The organism is Azospirillum lipoferum 4B (assembly GCF_000283655.1).
Taxonomy (GTDB): Bacteria; Pseudomonadota; Alphaproteobacteria; order Azospirillales; family Azospirillaceae; genus Azospirillum; species Azospirillum lipoferum_C.
The window spans coordinates 873,007-895,860 of the sequence record NC_016622.1 but is presented as its reverse complement, the minus strand read 5'-3'; the positions used below and the strand labels follow the sequence as shown (position 1 = coordinate 895,860).

General features: G+C 68.1%; 20 protein-coding genes and 1 pseudogene. 5 read left to right on the top strand and 16 right to left on the bottom strand.

Annotated features, from left to right (window positions below; genetic code table 11):
- Positions 1-291: 291 nt before the first annotated feature.
- From accC to AZOLI_RS04145, 5 genes are all read right to left on the bottom strand, one after another.
- A complete protein-coding gene (accC, locus tag AZOLI_RS04165) occupies positions 292-1,632 on the bottom strand; it encodes an acetyl-CoA carboxylase biotin carboxylase subunit (protein WP_014247331.1) in 1,341 nt (446 codons plus the stop codon).
- A 19-nt stretch (positions 1,633-1,651) separates the two neighbouring features.
- On the bottom strand, positions 1,652-2,104 hold the full coding sequence (gene accB, locus AZOLI_RS04160; RefSeq protein ID WP_014247330.1) for an acetyl-CoA carboxylase biotin carboxyl carrier protein: 453 nt from the start codon (positions 2,102-2,104) through the stop codon (positions 1,652-1,654).
- A gap of 22 nt (positions 2,105-2,126) precedes the next feature.
- The gene (aroQ, locus tag AZOLI_RS04155) at positions 2,127-2,576 is read right to left on the bottom strand and encodes a type II 3-dehydroquinate dehydratase (RefSeq protein ID WP_014247329.1); all 450 of its coding nucleotides are present in this window, start codon (positions 2,574-2,576) and stop codon (positions 2,127-2,129) included.
- Positions 2,577-2,730: 154 nt separating this feature from the next.
- Positions 2,731-3,579 (bottom strand): substrate-binding periplasmic protein, encoded by an 849-nt coding sequence (locus AZOLI_RS04150; RefSeq protein WP_044549655.1) that lies wholly within the window; start codon positions 3,577-3,579, stop codon positions 2,731-2,733.
- A gap of 156 nt (positions 3,580-3,735) precedes the next feature.
- A complete protein-coding gene (locus AZOLI_RS04145; RefSeq protein ID WP_014247327.1) occupies positions 3,736-5,208 on the bottom strand; it encodes a dynamin family protein in 1,473 nt (490 codons plus the stop codon).
- Positions 5,209-5,364: 156 nt separating this feature from the next.
- Between AZOLI_RS04145 and AZOLI_RS04140 the strand changes: the two genes are divergently transcribed.
- Together AZOLI_RS04140 and AZOLI_RS04135 are read left to right on the top strand one after the other, a co-directional pair.
- Positions 5,365-6,090 carry a hypothetical protein gene (locus AZOLI_RS04140; RefSeq protein ID WP_014247326.1) on the top strand — a complete coding sequence of 242 codons (726 nt, stop codon included), beginning with the start codon at positions 5,365-5,367 and terminating at the stop codon, positions 6,088-6,090.
- 543 nt (positions 6,091-6,633) lie between these two features.
- Positions 6,634-6,886: pseudogene (locus AZOLI_RS04135) on the top strand (helix-turn-helix domain-containing protein); the annotation flags it as partial.
- A 651-nt stretch (positions 6,887-7,537) separates the two neighbouring features.
- Here the strand turns inward: AZOLI_RS04135 and AZOLI_RS04130 are convergent.
- The gene (locus AZOLI_RS04130) at positions 7,538-8,092 is read right to left on the bottom strand and encodes a DUF882 domain-containing protein (RefSeq protein ID WP_244442518.1); all 555 of its coding nucleotides are present in this window, start codon (positions 8,090-8,092) and stop codon (positions 7,538-7,540) included.
- Between the two features lie 484 nt (positions 8,093-8,576).
- On the opposite strand from AZOLI_RS04130, the gene AZOLI_RS04125 reads away from it, so the two are divergent.
- Entirely contained in the window at positions 8,577-9,902 is a 1,326-nt protein-coding gene (locus AZOLI_RS04125; protein ID WP_014247323.1) for a L,D-transpeptidase family protein, read from the top strand.
- A 30-nt stretch (positions 9,903-9,932) separates the two neighbouring features.
- Here AZOLI_RS04125 and AZOLI_RS04120 read toward each other — a convergent pair whose 3' ends face one another.
- Entirely contained in the window at positions 9,933-10,301 is a 369-nt protein-coding gene (locus AZOLI_RS04120; RefSeq protein ID WP_014247322.1) for a DUF2934 domain-containing protein, read from the bottom strand.
- Between the two features lie 280 nt (positions 10,302-10,581).
- On the opposite strand from AZOLI_RS04120, the gene AZOLI_RS04115 reads away from it, so the two are divergent.
- Positions 10,582-12,246, top strand: a complete 1,665-nt coding sequence (locus AZOLI_RS04115; RefSeq protein ID WP_014247321.1) for a polysaccharide deacetylase family protein — start codon at positions 10,582-10,584, stop codon at positions 12,244-12,246.
- A 41-nt stretch (positions 12,247-12,287) separates the two neighbouring features.
- On the opposite strand, the gene AZOLI_RS04110 is transcribed toward AZOLI_RS04115, so the two are convergent.
- The 7 genes from AZOLI_RS04110 to AZOLI_RS04080 form a co-directional block, all read right to left on the bottom strand.
- Positions 12,288-12,704, bottom strand: coding sequence for a hypothetical protein (locus AZOLI_RS04110; protein WP_014247320.1), 417 nt, complete (start codon positions 12,702-12,704; stop codon positions 12,288-12,290).
- Between the two features lie 113 nt (positions 12,705-12,817).
- Positions 12,818-13,192 (bottom strand): hypothetical protein, encoded by a 375-nt coding sequence (locus AZOLI_RS32295; RefSeq protein ID WP_162487972.1) that lies wholly within the window; start codon positions 13,190-13,192, stop codon positions 12,818-12,820.
- Positions 13,193-13,841: 649 nt separating this feature from the next.
- The gene (locus AZOLI_RS04100; protein WP_014247317.1) at positions 13,842-15,878 is read right to left on the bottom strand and encodes an amylo-alpha-1,6-glucosidase; all 2,037 of its coding nucleotides are present in this window, start codon (positions 15,876-15,878) and stop codon (positions 13,842-13,844) included.
- 7 nt (positions 15,879-15,885) lie between these two features.
- The gene (gene treZ / locus AZOLI_RS04095; RefSeq protein ID WP_197541522.1) at positions 15,886-17,880 is read right to left on the bottom strand and encodes a malto-oligosyltrehalose trehalohydrolase; all 1,995 of its coding nucleotides are present in this window, start codon (positions 17,878-17,880) and stop codon (positions 15,886-15,888) included.
- Positions 17,881-18,153: 273 nt separating this feature from the next.
- Entirely contained in the window at positions 18,154-18,408 is a 255-nt protein-coding gene (locus tag AZOLI_RS04090; RefSeq protein ID WP_014247315.1) for a hypothetical protein, read from the bottom strand.
- A gap of 17 nt (positions 18,409-18,425) precedes the next feature.
- Positions 18,426-19,607, bottom strand: coding sequence for a zinc-dependent alcohol dehydrogenase (locus AZOLI_RS04085; protein WP_014247314.1), 1,182 nt, complete (start codon positions 19,605-19,607; stop codon positions 18,426-18,428).
- Positions 19,604-20,449, bottom strand: coding sequence for an SRPBCC family protein (locus AZOLI_RS04080; RefSeq protein WP_014247313.1), 846 nt, complete (start codon positions 20,447-20,449; stop codon positions 19,604-19,606). The genes AZOLI_RS04085 and AZOLI_RS04080 overlap by 4 nt, the downstream gene beginning before the upstream one ends.
- 141 nt (positions 20,450-20,590) lie before the next feature.
- On the opposite strand from AZOLI_RS04080, the gene AZOLI_RS04075 reads away from it, so the two are divergent.
- Positions 20,591-21,256: an alpha/beta hydrolase gene (locus AZOLI_RS04075; RefSeq protein WP_044549644.1), complete on the top strand. Its 666-nt coding sequence runs from the start codon at positions 20,591-20,593 to the stop codon at positions 21,254-21,256.
- A 29-nt stretch (positions 21,257-21,285) separates the two neighbouring features.
- Here the strand turns inward: AZOLI_RS04075 and AZOLI_RS04070 are convergent, their stop codons facing one another.
- Positions 21,286-22,233, bottom strand: coding sequence for an anti-sigma factor family protein (locus AZOLI_RS04070; RefSeq protein ID WP_014247311.1), 948 nt, complete (start codon positions 22,231-22,233; stop codon positions 21,286-21,288).
- Entirely contained in the window at positions 22,233-22,742 is a 510-nt protein-coding gene (locus tag AZOLI_RS04065; protein ID WP_014247310.1) for a sigma-70 family RNA polymerase sigma factor, read from the bottom strand. The genes AZOLI_RS04070 and AZOLI_RS04065 overlap by 1 nt, the downstream gene beginning before the upstream one ends.
- Positions 22,743-22,854 lie beyond the last annotated feature (112 nt).

The following is a 22,854-nucleotide window of genomic DNA, read 5'->3' as shown; positions in this document are numbered from 1 at the left end:
GAAAACCGGCTTCGGGGAATACCCCTATGGACTCCAAGGGCCGTGCGGCAAGGCCCCGCAGGCCTGCGACTGCCTTGAAACGCAGCCGAATTCGCAGTTTGCGAGCTGAAACGCAAGAAATCGGGCAGATTTCCAAAATGCAAAAGCTCGCCCACCTTCAAGGGCGCAGATTTTCTTTTAAAAGGAAATCCTTATAAAAGAATAGCCCCTCTCTCGACTTGAGGGAGGGGCTTCAGGACTGCGGCGAATTGTCGCAGCTTCAATAGCTATACAGTGAAAAACGACAGCCGGTCAGGATTTCGCCATCAGCTGTTCCAGCCAATGGATGTCGTAATTGCCGTCGATGAAGGCCTGCTGGGCGATGATGCGGTCATGCAGCGGCAGCGTCGTCTGGATTCCGCCGATCACATACTCCTCGATGGAGCGGCGCAGGCGCATCAGGCACTCGTTGCGGGTGGTGCCGTGGACGACCAGCTTGGCGATCAGGCTGTCATAGTGCGACGGCACGCGGTAACCGTCGTACAGCGCCGAATCGACGCGCACGCCCAGGCCGCCCGGCGCGTGATAGCCGTCGATCTTGCCCGGCGACGGGATGAAGGTTTCCGGATTCTCGGCGTTCACGCGGCATTCGATGGCATGGCCTTCGAAGCGGATGTCCGACTGGCCGTAGCCCAGCGGCGCACCGGCGGCGACGCGGATCTGCTCGCGGACCAGATCGATGCCGGTGATCATCTCGGTGATGGTGTGTTCCACCTGCAGGCGGGTGTTCATCTCGATGAAATAGAACTGCCCGTCCTCGAACAGGAACTCCATCGTGCCGACGCCGCGATAGCCGATGGCCGCCGCGGTCTTGGCCGCCAGGGCGCCGATATACTCGCGCTGCTCGGCGTTCAGGGCCGGGCTCGGCGCCTCCTCGATCACCTTCTGGTGCCGGCGCTGGACCGAACAGTCGCGCTCGCCGAAATGCACGCAGGCGCCGTGGGTGTCGCCCAGGAGCTGGATCTCGATGTGCCGGGGCCGGCCGAGATACTTCTCCAGATAGACCTCGTCGTTGCCGAAGGCGGCGCGCGCCTCGCCACGGGCCAGCTGATAGGCTTCCTTCAGCTGGTCGGGGTTGCGGGCGACCTTCATGCCCTTGCCGCCGCCGCCGGCCGCCGCCTTGATCAGCACCGGATAGCCGGTCTCGTGGGCGACCTTCTCGGCCTCTTCCAGCGTCGACACCGGACCGTCGGAGCCGGGAACCACCGGCAGCCCCTGTTCCATCACCGTCTTCTTGGCGGTGACCTTGTCGCCCATGATCCGGATATGCTCCGGCGTCGGGCCGATGAAGGTGAAGCCGTGCTCCTCCACCATCTCCGCGAACTGGGCGTTTTCGGACAGGAAGCCGATGCCGGGATGGATGGCGTCGACATTGGTGATCGACGCCGCCGACAGGATGGCCGGAATGTTGAGGTAGCTTTCGCGCGCAGACGCCGGACCGATGCACACGCTCTCGTCGGCGAGGCGGACGTGCATGGCGTCGGCGTCGGCGGTGGAATGCACCGCCACGGTCTGGATCCCCATCTCGCGGCAGGCGCGGTGGATGCGCAGAGCGATCTCACCACGGTTCGCGATCAGGACCTTTTCGAACATCGCCAAGGGAATGCCCCGCTTACTCGATGATGAGGAGAACTTCGCCGAATTCGACCGGCTGGGCGTCGGACACCAGAACCTCGACGACCGTGCCGCCGCGCGGGGCCTTGATCGGGTTCATGACCTTCATCGCCTCGATGATCAGCACGGTCTGGCCGGCCTTGACCACGTCGCCCGGACGGACGAAGGGCGTGCCGCCCGGTTCGGCCGCCAGATAGGCGGTGCCGACCATCGGCGAGGTCACCGCGCCCGGATGGCTTGCCGGCTTGGTCGAGGCCGGAGTTGCCGCGGCGGCGACCGGAGCGGCCGCCAGGACCGGGGCGGCCTGGACGGCGACCGTCTGGGCGGCGGTCGGCCGGGTGACGCGGATGCGCTTTTCGCCCTCGGCGAACTCGATCTCGCTCAAGCCCGTCTCACGCAGGAGGTCCGCCAGCTTGCGGACCAGATCGCCGTCGATGTCGAAGCTCGCCATGATGTCAGTCGTTCCCGTTTCCTTAATCGCGGTCGATGATGTTCGCGATGGCGTCCAGCGCCAGAAGATACCCGTGCGGCCCGAACCCGCAGATCATCCCCCTCGCCACCGGCGAGATGTAGGAGTGATGGCGGACCGGCTCGCGCTTGAAGATGTTCGACAAATGGACCTCGATCACCGGCAGTTCCGACAAGATCAGACTGTCCATGATCGCGACCGAGGTGTGGGTGTAAGCGCCGGCGTTGATGACGATGCCGTCATTCTCCGTGCGGGCCTGCTGAATCCACGAGACCAGTTCGCCTTCGTGGTTGGATTGCCGGAAATCCACGGTCAGACCCAGCTGGTCGGCACGCTCGTGGCAGGCGGCCTCCAGATCGTCCAGGGTCATCGACCCGTAGATTTGCGGCTCCCGCACGCCCAGCATGTTGAGGTTCGGCCCGTTGAGGACCAGAATCGACGCGTCGATGGCCACGGCCCGCGCCCCTTTTCCCATGATCGAAACCGCGCGTTTATAGCACGAAGCACCGTCCTGTCCATGGCGACGCGGGCCTTTGGCGCGGAAAAGCGCGGTATGGGTCCCGCCCCGCTTCGCAGCCGCCCCGTCCGCGCCGTCGAGCCGCCGGGGCTCAGGGGGGTGACGGAACGGTGTGGCCGGACAGCAGTTCGCGGTAGACGCCCTGCGCCTTCAACGCCTTGAGCCCGTCGTTGAAGGCGGCGAGCGTCGCCTCGGCTCCCGGCGTCGCGCGCCCGATCACCAGATGGAAGGTGACGACGGCATAGGGATGGTCCGATACCCGGATGTCGTCCGCCAGTCCGGACCGGGCGATGGCGGAGGCCGCGCTGTACTCGTCGATGACGAAGGCATCGGCCCGACCGGTCGCCACCATGCGCACGCAGGCCCCCAGGTCGGACGGAGTCTGCCGCGCCAGCTGCCCCTGCCCGACCAGCGTCTCCAGCTCCGGCGGCAGCGCATAGCCCACCGGCTGGCAGACGGTCCGGCCGCGGAACCCCTCCAGCCCGCGGGAGCCGCGCACGGATCGCCCGTCAGCCAAGCGCCCGTCAAAGGTCATTGCCGTGCGGTTCGACATGTAGACGAACTGCCGCACCTCGATCACCGGGTCGGAGAACAGCACCTCCTGCTCGCGTTCCGGCGTGCGGACATAGGGAAAGGTCGCCAGGAAACGGCCGGCGACCACCCCGTCGTAACCGCGTTTCCACGGCATGAAGCGGACGTCGTAATGGCGGCCGGACACCGCGAAGGCCCGGCGGGCCAGATCGGTCACCAGCCCGCCGCCCGGCAGATCCTCCCCCGTGTAGGGCGCGTAATCGCCGCCGGTCACCAGGTCGAGCCCGGTGTAGGGAGCCGGGGCCGGCTCGGCTGCGGATTCGAGCGCCTGTCCGACGGTCGGCACGGCGAGCAGCAGCACGACAGCAGGCACCACGGCCAGCAGGAGGCCACGCATGAGGACCGGCATGGCAGCGCCCGCCCTCTCCGCGACGTTTCCGCCCGCCAATCGAACGCCCATGGCTGACCTCTCCCGCCCCATCGCGGACCGTTGGCCGTCGCCCGCAAGGTCCAGGGATCTAACGGCCATTCCGCGATCCTGTAAAGAGCGGCCGGCGATCCCCGGTCACTCCGCCGCGGTGGCGGGGGTGGAGGCGGCCTCCCGCGCGCGGCGTCCGGCCGGGTCGGTGTAGAGGTCGTTGATGCGCTGGACATGCACCGCCGTCGCTTCGCGGATGGCGAAGATCGCCTTGCGCGCCCTGCCGCCCCAGCCCGCCGGTTGCTTGGCGAAGATCGAGCGGAAGAAGCGGGTGTTGGCGAGGAAGGCCTGCCGCAGGTTCAGGTCGACGTCGCCGAACCGTTCGCCCAAGCCCGCGGCGACGCGGCCGGCGAAGAACTGCCGGATTTTGAAGTGGCCGGCCAGGAACAGCCCACCCAGAATCACCGCGGCGCCGACCGCGCGCAGGGGCACGCCACCGTCGGGATTGTCGAACAGCCAGCCGAGCAAGGCGCCGAATCCGCCGCCCATCGTCTGCACGACGGTTCCCAGCAGCACCAGAAGAAGCACGCCCCACACCGCGTCGCCGATCAGCACCCGCCGGCGCCACGCCGCCATCGCCTCGCGTAGCGTAGGTACCACCTCGCCCTCCAGCTCCTTGGTCAGGCTGTCGATGGAGCCGATGATGCGGTAGGCCCGCGCGACCTCCACCTCGTTGATGCGGGTGTGGAGTTCGGCAAGGTCGTGGTCGCGCCGCGCCTCGTAGCGGGCCCGGCGGCCGTCATCCTCGATGGCGACGGCGGAGCGCTGGTCGTAGATGGCGTAGAAGCGGCCCGACACCAGCCCGGCCTGGGCGATCGCCCGCTGCCAGGCACCGAACACCGCCTCCAGATTGTCTTCCTTGGCCGTGGTGTCGACCTGATTCAGGATGTAGCAGACCTTGCGGGCATCGGCGCGGTTCACCGTCTTGGCGACCAGATGTCGCAGCGTGTCCTGCATGGCGCCCGGCTCAGGATGGCGGGCGTCGAAGAAGACCAGCACGAGGTCCGACAGCTCGACGATATGGTCGACCAGCCGCAGGACGGAGCGGCGCTGGTCGTCGGCGTCGAAGCCCGGCGAATCGATGAAGATCTTGCCCTTGGTCCGCGGCCCGGCCAGCGTCTTCAGCTGCAGGTAATTGTCGATCCGCTTGCCTTCGCCGGCCGCAACCTTCTCGATCTCGTCGGCGATGCGGTAGAAGGGAAAGCGCGGGTCGGCGTTCAGCGCGGTGCCCGGCAGCGCCTCCTTCCGCGTCTCAGGCCCGTGGCAGATGACGGTGAACTTGTCGTCGACCGCCTGATTGCCGGTGTTCTGCAGGACCTCGCCCAGATAGCCGTTGAGGAAGGTCGACTTGCCGGCCGAAAAGGTGCCGAGCACCGCGACCATCGGCCACCAGGGAATACGGGTGGTCAGCGACTCATGACGGTCGATCAGACCCAGCCCGGCCAGGATCCGGTCGAAGGCACGGAAGGTCGGGAGGACCGGCAGCAGGTTGGGGTTTTCCGCGCGCAGATGGGCATCCAAGGCCGCAAGGCGCTGCTGAAGGGCTTGCCGGGGGGTCATGGTCGGTCTGATTCCACAATGGCACGGGGGCACGGGACTTGGGCCGAATCCGGCAGGGCGCCGGCCCGGTCGAGTCCGGCCCTGTCTAGCACGGGCGGGGCGGCGTCCGGACATGAAATCTCCCTCATACTCCATGCGGGGAGCCATCCGCCGGGCGTGATCGGAAAGCCGGTGCCGGTGGAACAGGAGGCGGAAGCGGAACGTTGCCTCCGAATGGACAGCGACGGCGGCACCGACGATCCCCTTTCCGCCCCTCCCCTTCCCGCACCGGAGGAGGAGCACCGGCTGACGGCGGAGGAGTTGGCCTTCCTGCTGCGCGATCCGGCGGCGAGGGCGCGCGAGTCCGAACGCGCCGCACGCGCCAACCGCAACCGCACCGAACGCCGCGCGGCCGATCCCGCGTATGCCGAGCGGCTGCGCGCCGGCGACCGCGAGCGCCAGCGCCGGCGTCGCCTTCGCGAGTCCATCGGCCGGCCGGAGCCACCGGACTCCCCGGCGGTTCCCCTGCCGGACCTGACCGAGGCCGAGGCCGTCCGGCGCCTGACGCTTCATCTTGAGAGGAGCACGGACGCGCAGGCCATGCAGTTGCGCCGCCGACCGGAACGCGTCAGGCTCTATGCCGAGGCCTTCGTCGTCTACCGCACCCTCTCGGCCGGCGGCGACCGGCCGACACGCGGCGCACTCGCGGCCCTGCTGAAGTCCCGCTTCGGCCGCAGCGTAACGCCCTCCCAGGTGCAGAAGCTGCGCGACCATGTGGAGGCGTTCGCCGCCCCCGGCGGGCCGTGGGCAGCCGGCACCGCCGATGCTCCGTTACCTGTCCGAACTAAGAGCACCGCCAAGGCCGATACGCATGGTCACGCATCACGGCGAGAACGCCGATGAATCCGGGCCGGGGACCGTCCCCGCGAGGTCGGTAAATATGGTTAATTATCTATTAACACTCTTCCGACCACCGATTCCGCCCTTTGCCGGGCAGACAGCGGCGCGTGACGCCTTGTATCGGCCTGATTCATGTGAAAGATTGCTTTGCCTGCGCATGATTATTTGCCGCAACCAGAAGGTTCGCCATCACCATTTGTAGCAGTTCCAGTCCAGTCTGCATTCGAATGGCCGACGGCTGAATTTCATAAGCTATCGGTCCAACCATTGGATGAGCCGAAAGACGCGGAGATTTCCACAAAGGGATGGGTGTAGGGTGTGGACAAAACGCCCACGGAATTGACTCTGGTCACGTCTGAAATAATTCAAACCTGTAACAAAGCAACTCCTACGAATGTTTCTCCACCACCGATGCCTATCGGAATATGGCGTCCATATACCAATATTCAAAAGTTTTCTCTTGAAAATCGGAAAAGAACATGCAAACAATCCTTTCATTCTCGCAAAGAGAGGCGATGGAAGACTGGCTATCGGAGACCAATGGACATGAGTGAACCGACGGCGCGCAAAAGAGGACGACGCGGATCGCCGGAGTCCTGGTCTGTGGATGCCCATGTTGGGCAGCGCGTGCGGATGCGCCGGACCTTGCTGGGAATGAGCCAGGAGAAGCTGGGTGAGGCAATCGGCCTGACCTTTCAGCAGGTTCAGAAATACGAACGCGGTTCCAACCGCATATCCGCCGGAACTCTTTATCGCCTGGGCCAAGTCCTGGACGTTCCGGTCAGCTTCTTCTTCGACACCTACAATGATCCGGATGGATCGCGCCGTCGCCGCGGCTTCGAGGAATCCGACGACAACGACACGCAGATCAGCCGGCGTGAGGCGCGGCTTCTTCGGCTGTGGCGCGCCGCCCCCTCCCATGTGTCGGACGAGTTGCTGTCACTGCTTTCCGCCCTTTCCCCTGAAATCAGGGAACCACCGGAAGGTTCGGGCGAGGATGGCGAGGACGATGGAGAGCCGCCGTCCTTCGACGGCGCTCCGCCCTCCGACGACACCGGCCAGAGCGACGGCTGGAGCAGCGCTGCGGCGGGCACCGTCATCGAAGCGGATGGCACCCGCGCCTCCAGCCGGGCGGTGCGTAGCGACGCGCCGCGGGTCAAAACTGGCGGATCGGCCGATGCATCGGGCAAAGGCAAGGGAAAGCGCCGCCGCCATGGTGCGGTGTGGGACCCGACCGACATCCTGCGCGCGTCAAAACCCTCGCCCCGCAGTTGACGACAGGCGGCGGCCGGTTTCCTGCAGAGCGAATCCGGCAGAACGCCGATTGGAACGCCGATACATCCCCCAATACAACCCAAAGCCCCGAAACGAAAAGCCCCGCATCGCCTGATGCGGGGCTTTTCAGTTCGAATTCCCGTGATCCGCAGGGCGCAAGCGCCGGTGCGCGGCCTTACCAGCTGCGCACGGGGCCGACGTCGAGGTGAACGAAGCCGCTGCGCGGGTAGAATCCGACGCCGCCGCCCTGCATGGTCTTCGCCGTCTCGGAGATGGCGCGCAGCTGCGTGTCGGGCAGGCGGATGTCGATGGCCATGCCGCGGGTATGGTAGCTTTCCTTCGCCACCCCACGCGACCGGCGGCGCGCCATCGCGTTGGTGCGGCGGGAGCGGTAGCCGCAGATCACTTCGAAGGGATCGTCGGACCCGACGCTCTGGTGCACGCGGGCGAGCAGATCGAACAGGCGCGGGTCGTAACGACAGACCTGCTTGGCGCGGTGGTCGCGCAGGAGCACGTCCAGTTTGCGCAACGCCTCGGGCTTGTAATGGCCGTCGGCCCAATAGACGCCGTCGAAGCGCTCGTTGGTGTTGATGTTGTGAAGGCTGAGGCGCCGGACACCGCCGGCCAGAGGCGCTGCTTCGGCCGACTCCGACCCCAGAAGGACCGGAGCCGCCGTTACGCCGGTCACCACGCCACCCGTCACGACCCTGGCCGCGACACTCGTCGCCATCCCTGATGCGACCGGAACGGCCGCAGACACCGCCGCGGCGGCAAAACCCAGGAACCCGCGCCGCCCAATGGCCGGAGCGGCACGCTCGTCATCCCCCAAAAGCATCCCCGAACCTCGTCGTTTTGCGTTTTGGCCGTTCTACGATGTGGCCGTTTGGCGTCTGGCGGGTCGCTTGGCGCCCACGTTAGGTGTAAACCTTGTAACCAACGCTGTTTCGGAGCGCTCCGTCTGGCGGGAAACGTCACCGAACGGTTATTCGTATAGGGAAGGTCATCGGCCTAGGCAATCAAAAAATTTTGCACTGTGACCTTATTGCATAGGCAGGTCATAGGACGGCGACGGGAAAGTCACACTGGACGAGTGTTCGCGAAGAATTCGCGCCACGCGCCTCGCCTTCCATTATTGCGTTGCATAGATTGATCCCAAGGGCCGCGCCGCACCTCTTCGGATGCGCGGCAGGCCCGCCGCGACAGAGGGTTCCGACATGACCGTATCCGCCGACCTCCGCAAGCCCCGCAAGCTGGCCGTCCTGGCCATGGCTGCCGCATCGGTGCTGGCGCTGCTCGGCCCCGCGCCGGCGGATGCCCTGCCCTACCGCGACACGCTGACCCAATGGGCCGACCGGCTGGACGGCGCCGCGGCGGAACTGGACCGCGCTCCCCCCCAGGCCTCCACACGCATCGGCGAAGGCGGGACGATCAAGCTGGGCAGCCGCGGGGAGCGGGTCGCCCGCCTGTCCCAGCGGCTGCTGGAGCTCGGCCTGCTGCCGGCCGACAAGCTGTCCGACATCTTCACGACGGACGTCGACCACGCGGTGAAGGCCTTCCAGCTTTCGCAGCGGATGAAGCCGGACGGGCTGGTCGGCGCCGGCACCCGCGCCGCTCTGGACCGCACGCCGGCCGAGGCGGCAAGCCTGATGCGGCAGAGCGCGGCGGCCATGCGCAGCTTCCGCGACACCGCTCCAGACGATGTGCTGGTGGTGAACCTGACCGACCAGACCACCACGCTGGTCCGCGGCGGGGAGGAGGAGCTGACGATGCGCGCGATCGTCGGCCGGCCGTCGCGCGAGACGCCGCTGCTGACCGATCGCATCACCCACATCATCGTCAACCCGACCTGGACCGTGCCGCCCACCATCCTCAAGGAGGACAAGCTGCCGATGCTGCGGGCCAAGGGGGTACCCGGCATCCAGAACGCCATCGTCTATCTCGACGGGCAGGAGGTGGCTCCGGAGACGGTCGACTGGTACAGCGTCAGCCCCGGACGGGTCCGCATCGTGCAGCAGCCGGGCGACCACAATGCGCTGGGCCGCTTCCGCTTCAACCTGACCAACCCTTACGACATCTATCTGCACGGAACCAACGAGCCGCGGCTGTTCTCGCGGGAGCTTCGCTCGATCAGTTCCGGCTGCGTCCGGCTGGAAGACCCGCGCCGCATGGCCGAACTGCTGCTGCAAGGCACCACGGTGACGCCCGCGCGAATCGACCGCATGCTGGAAAGACTGCAGCCGCAATGGGTGAAGCTGGCAACGCCCATGCCGGTCCAGTTCGTCTACTGGATCGCCACCGTCGAGGCGGACGGAGCCGTCCGCCTGCATCCGGACATCTACGACCGGCTGGACGACGCGCCAGCCACCGCGTCCGTCCCCTCCTCCGCACCCGATCCGGCGGTGCCGGCCATCGCACCGGCGGCGGCACCCGCACCCGCACCGGCACCCCAGCCGGCCGACACCGGCCGCGCCGCCGTTCCGGTGGACAAGTCCGGCACCGCCGAGGGCGGGCCGGCTGCTGCGGAGAGATCCCCGGCCTGACGGCCGGGGCATCGTTTCCGACGATGACGGTCAGGGTCGGCGACGGGACTTCTTGCTGCGGTTGGGTGGCACCGCGGTAGAGGCGGCTTCCTCCGGCGTGGGCCAAACTTCGCGGTCGCCGCGCATGGGCAGGCCGAACTCGTCGCCCTGGTCGGCCAGCCCCGGCTGTTCGCCCTGGTTGGCGATGGCCAGCACCGGTTCCATCGGCTCGGTCCGCATCGCCGTCGCTTCCGGACCGCCGGCCGGGTTGGGCTTCAGCGTATCCCGGTAATTGTCCTGGATCGCGATCTCTTCGCTGGCCAGTTCCCAATTGGCTTCGGCGCGCCCCTCCGGCCGGCCTTCGCGTTCCCAGATCTCATGCGCGCGCCGACGGATGCGGCTTTCCAAATCCTCGGCCATACGGGTCCTCTCCTTCACGGCTGGGGGTTTCCCTTAATGAACCCCGCCACCGCCCCGCCGGTTCCGACGCCGTCCCTGTGCGCCGGTTTGAGCGCCGGTTGCGCCCATTGGCCGGCCGGGCAGCATACCACCGTTTCCAAACGGCAACGCCCGCCCGAAATCCGCCGGAATTGCCGCAAATCCGCCGCTTGTCGTTTGAATTAATACCTTTGGGATGATATTGCACCGCGACCAACCGGCGGTCCCGCAAATTGTGGCTGGGCCAAGCGACGGGACCGATATGTTGCGCATCATCTGGCCGAACGCCGTCTCCACCGCCTCCCCCATCCGGGTAGCCGGCGCCGTCCGCGGCCGTGGCGCCGCTTCGGCCACCGGGCTCCGGACCGGCCGCGCCTATGGCGGCCTGCTGAGCGCCGCGTTGCTGGCCTGCACAATCGGTCTGCCGGCCCTGCCCGCCGCGGCCGCGCCCGACACCCGCCCCCAGCGCCCGCCCGCCGCCAAGGCGGAGCCGGAGAAATCCAGCGCCACTCCCACGACCGTGGAAGACAAGCCGGCAACCGGGCCGGTCCTGCAACTCGGACTCTATTCCCGCGACGGCGACGCATGGTGGAGTTGGAAGAGCCTGCAGCAGCGCCAGCCCGCCCTTGCCGCGGGGCTGACCGCGACCGTCATGCTGCTGGACGGCAAGAGCGAGGCCGGGGGCGTTGCGCTCTATGCCCAGGTGGGCAACGGAACCGATCCGAAGGTGCTGTGCCGCCGCATCGTCGGTGCCGGCTTCGGCTGCCTCGTCGTCGACCGTCCGCCGGCCTCGGCAACGCCCGCCCAGGCAGAGCCACTCCCGGCCGCCACCGCAAAGGCTGCTCCCGCCAAGGCCGTTCCCGCCACCCCCGCTCCGGATGCCAAGGCACCGGCAGCCGCCATGGTCACCCCACCGGCCCCTGCGGCGACCGAAGCGCCCAAGCCGCCGGCCGTGGCGGTGGCCGTGGCGGAGACCGTGCCCGTGGCCCCGCCCGCCGCGGCAGCCGCCGAGGCTAAGCCGCAGCCTGCGGTCAAGGCGGAAGCGCCATCCGGGACCACGACCTCCGTCCTGGCGCCCATCGGTTCCGCTGCCGCCGCGCCGATGGCGCCCCCGCCGCCGGCCGTCGCCGCCGCCATCCCGCCGGCCGAAGGGCTGATCATCTACAACGAGGAAGACGCCCGCACGATGGCGGACATCGAGCAGCACAGCCGCCGCAAGGGCCGGCTGCGCTCGGTGATGCCGGATTCGCGCTATGACGTGATGCCGGCGACGCTGAAGAAGGAGAACTGGAACCTCTGCGCCCTGACCTTCGACGATGGGCCGCACCGCACCGTGACGCGGCAGGTTCTGGACATCCTGAATCGGGAGGGCGTGCGCGCCACCTATTTCCCGGTCGGCCGCATCGCCGAACGCCAGGGCGAGCTGATCCGGGATTTCGTCGCCGGTGGGCACGAGATCGGCAACCACAGCCTGACCCACTCCGACCTGCGCAAGATGGACCCGGCGGCCGCACGGTACGAGATCGCCGAGACCAACCGCATCCTGCGGGAATTCGGCGCCAATCCGGTGCTGTTCCGCCCGCCCTACGGCCGCTATTCGGAGGAGCTTCTGACCGTCGCGCGCGAGGAGCGCATGGGGTCGGTGCTGTGGTCGGTCGATACGCGCGACTGGCAGGTGCGCAACGCCGACAAGATCGTCAGCCAGATCAAGCTGGGCGGCATGCCGGGCAACGTCTTCCTGATGCACTCGACCTATCCCAGCACCGCGCAGGCTCTGCCGCGCGTGATCGCGGAGCTGCGGGCCAAGGGCTGCGAGTTCGTCACCCTGTCGGAATGGCTGGATCGGGCCCGCAATCTGGCCCTGCCGAAGATCGTCAACGCCGGCATGCCGGCGCCCGCCAGCGGAACCCCGGCCGACCGCCAGTAAGGGAACGGGAGCGCCCTACCGGGCGCTTCTATCGGGCGCCCCTATCGCGCGCCCTTGGCATCCTGCTGCTTGCGATTCTGGGCATATTGCCGGATAACCCCCTCCACCTCCGGCGGCAGAATCGTCCAGGTGGCGCCGAAGGTGGGCCCTTTCACCTCCACCACCGCGACGGTCGCGGCAAAGGTGAATTTGCCGGCCGGATCGTCGACACGCACCGACACCCGGGCATTCTGTCCGACGATCAGCGATCCGTCGAAACCACGGGCGACGAACCCCTTGGGCGTCAGCGACACGATGGGGAAGCTCTTGCCGTCGCACTCCACGACGCTGACCGCCATGCGGCCGGCCGGCTTCGCCGGCTTCTGATCCTTGACCGTGACCTTCAGGAAGTCGAAAAGCCCCATCCCGCGCCCCCAGAAACCGCCCAGCACAGCCAGGGAACGGGCGAGTCCGCCCATTTGCCATACACCTGCCGTCCATGTCCGCGATTAAACGCGGGCACGGTTCCGGGGGCAATCGATTCCTGCCTTCGCGGTGGTCCGTTCAGGAAAAACCCTGAGTGGGTGGAGGTTCAGCGGCGCAGCGCACCTTGCATGTCCGCCCAGGCGCGATGCGCCCGCCTGACCGACAGCAGGGCGAAGGGCAGCAGGGTGACGAGGACCAGCGCCATTCCGGCCATGATCGACAACGCCCCCAACGCATCGGAGGCGGGAAGCCGCGCCGCCAGGCCGGCCAGCAGATGCAGGATCAGCGCCCCCAGAACCGATGCCGCCACAAGCGGGCTGGCGAGAGCGGCCAGCAGGGTGACGGCCCCCGCCCGCCGGGGCCGCCCGGAAGCCTCCCCGCCGCTCTTCGGCCAGTCGGACCGGACTGCCGGAGATCGGACCGCCGCAGATCGGACCGCCGCAGACTGGACCGCCGCAGACCGGACTGCCGGGTACGGCATGCCGGCGACGCCTCGCACAACGCTCCGCATGGGCACCTCCGCTCTGGCTGTTCTTCCGCACGCCCGTTCTCGACGACGCATGGCCGCGACGCATGGCCGGCCACACTCAGCCGGCCAAATCCGACTGGATTGGTCGGGTTACCGAATGAATCGATTTGGGAACTATAGGATGCTTTCTCCGGCTTGGCCAAAATCCAAACCGATTACCTCCTTGCGCATGCCCCACTCTGTTGGTCTGCCAAAAGTACAGGCGTCGAAGGTACAGGTCCGGCAATTGGGCACACCATAAGCCATGGCCGCCGACAAAGCCCGCGGTCTCCACAGAGGCTGTGGATAACTGTGTGGGCAAGCCGTGGGCAGCCCCGATTCGCACTAGGCGATTCAAGGCCCCCATGGTGTTTGCCCATAAATCAGGCATTCTCGTTAAGCGATTGATCTGTAACGATAAACTTCTATTCAGAGCCCCAGGGGCTTGGCCGGCGTGTCAACCGAAATCTGTCACAATCTGCTGTACCCGTCGATTTCACACCCGGTTGTGCCCTGTTGACAACTGCCTCCAAGGGCATTGCACCATTGTTACGGGTGCAGCGACCTTCGTCCGTCGCCCTATGACCTTGGTCGAGGCGGAGCCCCACAACCGCTCCCCCGCCTAGCCGTCGGTCTTCACCCAACAGCGCAGCACCTCCGCCACGCTCCAGGCCTGGGATATGCATCCGCGCGGGGTGAAGGGCGGCTCCGCGTCGAAGATCTCGCTGATGGTTCCGATGCCGCCCTCGTCCAGATGGGGCAGGAAGCCCTCCAGCAGCCGGCGTGCGCCCGCCTTGTCCTGCGGGTGCAGCTTCAGCCACGCATCGACGTAGGGGCCGATCAGCCAGCCCCAGACGGTGCCCTGGTGATAGGCGGCGTCGCGCGCCCGCAGGTCGCCGAAATACTTCGCCTTGTAGTCGCGGCTGCCGGGAGCCAGCGACCGCAGCCCGACCGGGGTCAGCAGGTGCTTGCGCACCGTCTCCACCACCGGCTCCCACCGTTCGCGCTCCAGAACGGGATGGTCGAGCGAGACGGCGAAGATCTGGTTGGGACGGCAGGCGACGTCGTCGCCGTGCTCGCCATCCACCACGTCGAACAGATGCCCGGCCGACGGACACCAGAACCGCGCGTTGAAGGAGGCGCGCGTCTGGTCGGCCAGCTCTTCCAGCGGGCGGGCGGCGGCCTCGCCGTCCTCTTCGCGCAGCCAGCCCGCCGTCAGGCGAAGCGCATTGTGCCAGAGCGCGTTGATCTCCACCGCCTTGCCCCGGCGCGGCGTGACCACCCAGTCGTCCACCTTGGCGTCCATCCAGGTCAGCTGGTAACCTTCCTGCCCCTGGCGCAGCAGCCCGTCCTTGGGATCGACGCCGATGCCGAAACGGGTGCCGCGGCGGTGGAAGTCGATCACCTCGCGCAGCTTGGGCAGCAGCAGGCGCAGCGTGTCGCGGTCGCCGGTGACGCCCAGATAGCGGTGCAGCGCGTGGAAGAACCAGAGCGTCGCGTCGGCGGTGTGGTACAGCCCGCGGTCCTTGCCGTCGGGGAACATGTTGGGGATCAGGCCGTCGCGGATGTAATGGCCGAAGGTGTGCAGGATCCACCCCGCCTCCATGTGGCGTCCGGTGGCCAGCGTCAGCCCTTCCAGCGCGATCATGGTGTCGCGGCCCCAGTCGGTGAACCAGTGGTAGCCGGCGATCACCGTCCGCACCTCGTCCCCCTCCGCCCGTGCCCGCATCTGGTCGGCGACACGGCCGGCCGGCACGAACAAGAAGCTGTCGGCGGACAGCACCAACTCCGCCATCGCGCCGTAGCGCAGGCTGGGATGGGCGTTCTGGATGATGCGGCGGCGGCGTTCGGTCTCGAACCCCAGCACGTCGGCCGGCGGCAGCGCCTCCAGCCGCCACCACTCCTCGGTCGCTGCGGCGAAGGTGATGCTCTGTCCGGCCCCGACCTCGCCACTGAAATAGCCGGGCGTCCACAGCGAGCCGCGGGCCTGATAGCCGCGCTCGTCCTCCACCCGGTAGTAGACCTCGCTGCGAACACCGCCGTCGAGCGTCATCGGGAAGTCGCCGCCCTCGATCGCCATGCGCAGAACCGGCAGGTCGGGACCGGCCGATACCTCGTAGCGCTGGCCCGCCGCGGTGATGCGATAGGCGCCGGCCAAGGGCTGGTCCACCGCCGATTCCTGCGTGCGGAAGGCCAACACCGGCCGCAGCCGCAGTTGCACCGGTTCCTTGGCTTCCAGCACGCGGTAGGTGACATGGACGATGTTCTGGCCATGCGGCAGGACGACCTGCTTCTCGATCACCGCACCACCGGCGCGGAACCGCCAGACGGGAAGTCCCGCCTCCATGCGGAATTCCTGCAGGGCGGCAGTCTGCGCATCCTCCCGCGGGTCGCCGTTCGCCTCGCGGCTGCTCAGCCAGTATTCATGGCCGTCGGCATCGACGACGACGTCGCTCAGCTGGCTCAACATCAGCACCCGGCCCAGCGGAGCCGGCAACGCCGCGATCAGAAGCCCGTGGTAGCGCCGGGTCACCGCCCCCGATACGGCGCCCGAGGCATAGCCGCCGAGGCCGTTTGCGACCAGCCATTCCCGGGTTCCCGCACTGTCGGGACCGGTGGCCAGCACGTCGTGCGATAGGGTGCGAACGAAATCAGCCATGGTGAGCCTACGATCTGCTTTCGGTTTCCGACCCCTTGGAAACCACGATGACGGGGGTAGTGTTTCCCCCGGTGTCGTCGCTTTTCGTCGGAAAATCTTCCGCCGGCGCCAAAACCAGGGCGGCCTGCCCCGGCAACCGCCACGCGCCGCAGGGCTGTTCCACCGGCGCCGTGCCGCCGCCGCCATAGAGCGGCTCCTCGCTCGACCACCGAACCGTCCAGGCACCGTCCCGCGGCGGCGCGAGCAGCGGCTCCGCCAGAACCCTCAGGGTCAGGTCGCGCCCCAGATTGACCAGCAGCAGCCGGTCGTCGCCCTCCTCCTCGCCGAAGATGCGCAGGACGAAGGCCTCCTCCCCCAGAACGGCCCCGTCCAGCCCGCCGACGCGCTGGGCGGCGAAGACCCGGTCCTCCCGGCGCAGGCGCAGAAGGTCGCGGTGCAGCGCCCAGACATGGGCGTTCGTCTCCCGCTCGCCATGATCCAGCTTGCAGCGGCTGAAGCTCTCCTCCGCTTGCGGCTTGGGCAGGCCGTCGCGCATCGGCGAGGAGGCGATGCTGGGAAACTGGGCCAGGAACTCCGCCCTGCCCTTCTCGACCAGTTCGGCCAGTTCGGGCTTGTGGTCGGCGAAATAGAGGAAGGGGGTGCCGGCCGCGAACTCCTGCCCCTGGAACAGCATCGGCGTGCCGGGACCCAGCAGGGCCAGCGCCGTCATCGCCCGCAGCCGGCCCGGCGCGGTCAGCCCGTGCACGCGCAGCCCACGGGCCGAATTGGCGATCTGGTCATGATTCTGCAGGAAGGTGACGAAGGCCGGCCGCCGCAGGCCGAAGGCCGGCATGCCGCGCCGCTTGCGCTGCCAGCGATACCACTGCCCCTGATAGAGAAAGCCGTGCTTCATCGCCGACACGAATTCCTGCGGCGTGCCGCGATAGTCGGTGTAGTAGGCCTCCGTCCGGCCGGTCAGCGCCACCATGGCCGAATGATGGAAATCGTCGTTCCAGATGGCGCAGAGTCCGCAGCCGCCCTTATCCGCCGGCGTCACCATGCTGGCATGCTGCGGCTCGTTCTCCCCCACCAGGATGGCGGCGCGATCACCGGCGGCCTTGCGCACCGTGCGGGAGATTTCCGTCAGGATATGCGGTTCACCGCTGTCGAAGATCGATTGGGTCGCGTCCAGCCGCAGCCCGTCCAAGTGATACTCTTCGATCCAGAAGGCGGCATTGGACAGGAAGAACTCCCGCACCGGCCCGGATTCGGGACCGTCGAAATTGATCGCCTCGCCCCACTCGTTCCTGTAACGGTCGGTGAAATACTCGTCGGCAAAGCATTTCAGGTAATTGCCGTCGGGACCCAGGTGGTTGTAGACGACGTCGAGAATGACGGCGAGCCCCAGCCGGTGCGCCTCGTCCACGAAGCGGCGCATGGCGTCGGGATCGCCATAGAGCCGGGTCGGCGCGAACAGGTTCACCCCGTCATAGCCCCAGCCGAAGCGGCCGGGAAACTCCGACACCGGCATCAGCTCCAGCACCGTGACGCCGAGGTCGGCCAGCGCCGGCAGTTCCCGCAGCGCCGCGTCCCAGCTGCCTTCCGGCGTGAAGGTGCCGATATGCATCTCGTAGATCACCTGGCCCTCGATGGACCGGCCGCGCCACTCCCGGTCGGTCCAGGCGAAGCGGTGCGGATCGACCAGCTGCGAGGGACCATGCGGCCCGTCGGGCTGGAAGCGCGACATCGGGTCGGGATAGAGCGTCCCGCCGCCGTCCAGCCGGAACCGGTAGAGCCCACCGGCCTCCAGTCCCGTCACGGCGCCGGAGAAATAACCGTTCCCCTCGCCCTCCAGCACCGTCACCCGCGCGTCAGGCTCCACCACCAGTTCGACCCGCTTGGCCTTGGGCGCCCAGACCCGCGCGTGGGCGCCGCCCGGCTGCAACTCCACCCCGATCGGCCAGCGGCGCGAGACGGTGGAGCGAGGCTGTTCGACAGGCGGAATGGCGGCGGAGATTCTCACAGTAACTGCCCCGGGAAGCGTGAGGCGGACTTGCCCTACAGTCATGGTCAACAGGGGCGGGGCGGCGTGGTCACGCTGGGAGTGGGAAATTGTCTTGGAGGCTATGGGCCTTTTTTGGGAGCGTGTCGGCTTCGGATGCCCCCTCCCTAACCCTCCCCCACCTGCGGTGGGAGAGGGAACTCAACCGCATGGCAAACTTGCCCTCTCCCGCCAAGGGCGGGGGAGGGAGGGACCCGCGGCGAAGCCGTGGGAGGGAGGGGGCCGTAGCCCCCCTCAAACCCGCTCGCCGAAGCTCCGCGCGGCGGCGTCGATCACCAGCGGGTGGGCGCGCAGCGCGGTCAGCGCCGCTTCCGTCTTGTCGTCGGCGACCTCCAGCGTCACCAGCACGTCCATGCGGTCGCCGCGTTCGGCATCGCGCTCCTCCCGCCCCGTCTGCACCACGGTGCCGAATCGGTCGCGCAGGCTGCCGACGATCTCGGCCTCCACACCGCGGCCGCGCTCGGCGGGATAGGCGTAGACCAGTTCCATCGCGCTCTCCCTTCTCTCTAGCCTTGCGTGGCGAAGACGACGCGCAGGCAGTCGTCGGCCTTCTCCTTGAACATGCGGTAGCCCTGCGGTCCTTCGTCCAGCGGCATCCGGTGCGTCAGCAGGTATGACGGGTCCAACTCGCCCCTGCGGATATGCTCGAACAGGCGCTCGGCATAGCGCTGGCCGTTCTGCTGGCCCATGCGGAAGGTCAGGCCCTTGTTCATCGCCGCCCCCATCGGGAACTTGTCGATCAGCCCGCCATAGACGCCGACGATCGACAGGGTGCCGCCCTTGCGGCAGCTCTCGATCATCTGGCGCAGCACCGCCGGCCGGTCGGTCTGCAGCCCCACCGCCTGCTTGGCCCGGTCGTACAGGTCCTCCACTGCGTTGGACGCACTGTCGGCCTCCATGCCGACGGCGTCAATGCAGACGTCCGGACCGCGCCCGCCGGTCATCGCCTGCAGCGCGTCGAAGATGTCGACCCGGCTGTAGTCCAGCGTCTCCGCTCCCGCCTTCATCTGGGCGGCGCGCAGCCGGTCGGGGAAGCGGTCGATGCCGATCACCCGCTCCGCTCCCAGCAGATAAGCGCTGCGGATCGCCATCTGGCCGACGCCGCCGCAACCCCACACCGCCACCACGTCGCCCGGCTTGATGCCGGCCATGTCGGCGGCCATGTAGCCGGTCGGCACCGCGTCGGACACGAACAGCGCCTTCTCGTCGCTCACCCCTTCCGGAACGCGGACGGCGTTGAAGTCGGCGTAGGGCACCCGGATATACTCGGCATGGCTGCCGGCATAGCCGCCGAAGGCGTGGCTGTAGCCGAAGATGCCGGCGCCGCAATGGCCGTAGGCGGTGCGGGCATAGTCCGGGTTGGGGTTGGAGTTGTCGCACAGCGAGCTTTCGCCATGCTGGCAATGACCGCAATGGCCGCAGCCGATCACCGAGATGGTGATGACCCGGTCGCCGCGGTTCAGGTAGCGGACCTCCGGCCCCTTCTCGACGATCTCGCCCAGGAATTCATGGCCGATGATGTCGCCGGGCCGCATGGTGGGCACATAGCCGTCGATCAGATGCAGGTCGGACCCGCAGACCGACGACAGCGCCACCTTGACGATCACGTCATGCGGATTGACCAGCACCGGGTCGGGCACGCGCTCCACCCGCAGGTCGTTGGTTCCGTTCCAGCAGAGCGCCTTCATTCCATCGCCTCCCGGAACGAGCCATTGCCCGCGCCATTCCCACTGCCGTTTCCGCGGGGCTGGCGGTCGATGGTGGACAGCTCTCCGGTTTCCACCCGCTGCTTCAGCCGGCGCAGTGCCTCCTCCGCCTGCGCTTCCGGGGTCACGCCCAGACGCGCCGCGACCTCACTGGCCGGGACGCGGTAGACCAGCGTCAGCCGCACCTCCGTCCCGCGGTCGCCCGGCGCCGGGGTCAGCATCAGCGAGGCGCGGTGCGGCAGTGCCGTCTCGCCCACCGTGTGCCAGGTCAGCAGCCGGTCATCGTCGACGCGGTCGAGCACGCAGCGCCAGCTCAGCGCCTCCCCGCCCGCCGTCCCCCCGCCCGGCCTCCCCCCGGACATGGCGATCCATCGGCTTTCGGTGGCCGACAGCACGTCGACCCGCTCCAACTGCGGCATCAGCTTCGGCAGGTTGGCGAAGTTGCGCCAGAAGCGGAAGACCATCCCCGGTTCGGACGCGATGGTCACGACAGCCTGGGTGCGTTCCGGCGTCAGCGACCGGCGGCGCGACGCCGGAACATGGCTGCGCCAGGCGCCGGGATCGGGGGCGGCACGCAAGGCCCGGTCGCCGAAGGGCCGCAGCCCCAGGGCACCGGCGGCGAACAGGCCGGCCCCGCCCAGCGCCAGCATCGCCCCGCTCCACCCCGACCGCCGGAGCCCCAGCACGCCCAGCGCGGTGCCGCCCACCATGGCGAGCCAGCGCCCGCCGGTCGCGGCATCGCCCGACCCGATCAGGCTCATGCCCGACCGCAGGGAGTCCGGCTGGGGCCAGCGGCCCTGCCCGGTCAAACTGTTCGACGCCATCGCCGCTCCTTTCCAGTCTGTGCAATGCCTGTGGACAGAGAACAGCCGGGTTGCGGCTTCGTTGCCTTACGCATGACCGGATGCGCGGCAACCCTGCCGCGTCCCGGTTGTTACCATTGGCAGCAAGGATCGGAAGGGAGGATGGCCGTGCCACGTCTGGACGCCACCATGGGCATCGCCGACGCCGAAGGGTTCCGGCCGGTATCCCTGGAAACCGACCGCGGCCCGGTGGAGGCCCGCTATTACCCGGTTCCGGACGGGGAGCTGGCGGTGCTGTGGGTCGGCGGGGTGGGCGGCGGTTTCGACACGCCGGCGCGCGGGCTCTATCCGCGGCTGGCCGCCGACCTGACCGCCGACGGCATCGCGTCGCTGCGGCTGCGGTTCCGCGATCCGCGCGACCTGGAGCAGGCGGTGTACGACGTGCTGTGCGGGCTGAGCTTCCTCGGCCGCCAGGGCATCCGCCATGTGGCGCTGGTCGGCCACTCCTTCGGCGGCGCCGTTGTGATCCAGGCGGCGGTCATCCAGGCGGCGGTCTCCAACGGCAGCGCCGTGCGCACCGTGGTGACGCTGGCGACCCAGAGCTACGGCACCGACCCGGTGACCGATCTCGCCTGCCCCATCCTGCTGGTCCATGGCGAAGCGGACGAGATCCTGTCGCCCGACTGCTCCATCCACGTCCACCGCAAGGCGCGGGAACCGAAGAAGCTGGTCCTGGTTCCCGGCACCGGCCACGCGATGGACGAGGCCTCCGAAGCGGTCTGCCGCGAGCTGCGCGACTGGCTGAAGGCGTATTTGCTGGAGCGGTAGGGGGCAGCGCGGGAACGCCGCCCCTGCCCTCAGCTTTCCTTCGGCTTGTGCGTGTCGCTGACCGGCTGCACGCCGGCCGGCTGCTCCTGCTGCTGCGGCTGGGGGTGCTGCTGTTGCGGCTGGTCGGGCGGCGGCTCGCGGCGCGGCGGGCCGGCCTTGACGTCCTGGTAGACGGCCTTGGCGATCTCCAGCAGCTCCTCCTTCGACAGCCGGCCGGCCAGCGCATAGGCCAGCTGCCCTTCCACCCAGTAGAAGGTGGCGACGTCGCCGTTCTGGGTGAAGCTGAAGCTGGACTGGTTGCCGCTCTGCGGAGCGCCGACGAACAGGGTGATCCGCTTGTTGGCGTCGTTGGCGTACATGTACTGCGCGCCGGCGCCCATGTCGGTCGGCAGCGACCGGCCGCCGATCAGCCGGTAGCCGATGCGGCCCAGATCGGGACCGAACACGTCGCGTCCGACCCGCTTGGACAGCCAGCCGTTCAGCTCGTCCTGGTTGTCGGCACCGAGTTCCACCTGGAAGCGTTCGTCCGACGTGTAGAAGCGGTGCGCCTGGGTGGCTTCCTGGGCGAAGGTGGCGAGGGTCTGGCGCTGCTGGGCGACGGGGGCGACGGCCTGCTGTTCGGCGCCGCGGCCCATCCAGCCGCCGGCCGCACCGGCGACCACCAGCATCACCGCGGCGGCGAACCGGACCAGCGGGCGGGCGTGCCAAGCCGGGCGGTTGTCGTTGAAGGCGATGCGCCCCTTCAGCTTGTCGGACAGTTCCTGAACCGTATCGCTCGGCGGTTCACGCAGGACGGTGTCGAACATCTCGTGCAGCAGCATCGCCTGGGCGCGGTAATCGTCCGCCCGCCGCGCCGCGTCGGGATCCTCGGCCAGCCATCGCTCCACCGCCAGACGGCGGCTGCCGTCCAGCTGTCCGTCCACGTAGGCGTGGAGTTCGTCCTCGGTGACCCGCCCTATGCCCTGATGCGCGTTCATCACTTCACCCGCCGGAGGGTGACGCCACCCTCGTTCGCCAGTTTCGCCCTCACCGCCTCACGCGCCCGCGACAGGCGCGACATGACGGTCCCGATCGGCACGCCGAGCATGTCGGCGACCTCGTCGTATTTCAGGCCCTCCAGCGCCACCAGAAGCAGCACCTTGCGCTGTTCCTCCGGCAACTCGTCGACCGCGCGCATCATCTCGCGCAGTTCGACTCGCTCTTCCTGCCGGGCCGGGGTGACCAGCTTCGATTCGACGTCGGCGACGTCGACCTCCTGCGGCCGGGCGGCCTTGGAACGGACCTGATTGACGTGGACGTTGTGCAGGATGGTGAAAAGCCATGCCCGCAGGTTCGTCCCCGCCTGGAAGCTGTCGGCGCGCGCCACCGCGCGCGTCAGCGCCTCCTGCACCAGATCCTCCGCATCCGCACCGTTGCGCATCAGCGCACGCGCGTAGCGCCGCAAGGACGCGATATGGACCTCCAGATCGACCCCGAATTTGCTCAACCGCGCACCCGATCCTTACCGATCACGCCACGGCTCACGCCATGGCCTCACCCGCCGGCCGCAAGGCCGGACGGGACGACACGGCGTCGCATGTCCAGGGCCGGGCCGGCCC

Excerpts from the sequence above, each read along its gene's own strand:
- AZOLI_RS04125 (WP_014247323.1), top strand. The coding sequence starts at position 8,577 with ATGACCGTATCCGCCGACCTCCGCAAGCCCCGCAAGCTGGCCGTCCTG.
- AZOLI_RS04070 (WP_014247311.1), bottom strand. The coding sequence starts at position 22,233 with ATGAACGCGCATCAGGGCATAGGGCGGGTCACCGAGGACGAACTCCAC.
- AZOLI_RS04110 (WP_014247320.1), bottom strand. The coding sequence starts at position 12,704 with ATGGGCGGACTCGCCCGTTCCCTGGCTGTGCTGGGCGGTTTCTGGGGG.
- AZOLI_RS04120 (WP_014247322.1), bottom strand. The coding sequence starts at position 10,301 with ATGGCCGAGGATTTGGAAAGCCGCATCCGTCGGCGCGCGCATGAGATC.
- accC (WP_014247331.1), bottom strand. The coding sequence starts at position 1,632 with ATGTTCGAAAAGGTCCTGATCGCGAACCGTGGTGAGATCGCTCTGCGC.
- AZOLI_RS32295 (WP_162487972.1), bottom strand. The coding sequence starts at position 13,192 with ATGCCGTACCCGGCAGTCCGGTCTGCGGCGGTCCAGTCTGCGGCGGTC.
- AZOLI_RS04130 (WP_244442518.1), bottom strand. The coding sequence starts at position 8,092 with ATGGCGACGAGTGTCGCGGCCAGGGTCGTGACGGGTGGCGTGGTGACC.
- AZOLI_RS04075 (WP_044549644.1), top strand. The coding sequence starts at position 20,591 with ATGGCCGTGCCACGTCTGGACGCCACCATGGGCATCGCCGACGCCGAA.
- AZOLI_RS04090 (WP_014247315.1), bottom strand. The coding sequence starts at position 18,408 with ATGGAACTGGTCTACGCCTATCCCGCCGAGCGCGGCCGCGGTGTGGAG.
- AZOLI_RS04080 (WP_014247313.1), bottom strand. The coding sequence starts at position 20,449 with ATGGCGTCGAACAGTTTGACCGGGCAGGGCCGCTGGCCCCAGCCGGAC.
- AZOLI_RS04145 (WP_014247327.1), bottom strand. The coding sequence starts at position 5,208 with ATGACCCCCCGGCAAGCCCTTCAGCAGCGCCTTGCGGCCTTGGATGCC.
- AZOLI_RS04115 (WP_014247321.1), top strand. The coding sequence starts at position 10,582 with ATGTTGCGCATCATCTGGCCGAACGCCGTCTCCACCGCCTCCCCCATC.
- AZOLI_RS04100 (WP_014247317.1), bottom strand. The coding sequence starts at position 15,878 with ATGGCTGATTTCGTTCGCACCCTATCGCACGACGTGCTGGCCACCGGT.
- accB (WP_014247330.1), bottom strand. The coding sequence starts at position 2,104 with ATGGCGAGCTTCGACATCGACGGCGATCTGGTCCGCAAGCTGGCGGAC.
- AZOLI_RS04150 (WP_044549655.1), bottom strand. The coding sequence starts at position 3,579 with ATGCCGGTCCTCATGCGTGGCCTCCTGCTGGCCGTGGTGCCTGCTGTC.
- AZOLI_RS04085 (WP_014247314.1), bottom strand. The coding sequence starts at position 19,607 with ATGAAGGCGCTCTGCTGGAACGGAACCAACGACCTGCGGGTGGAGCGC.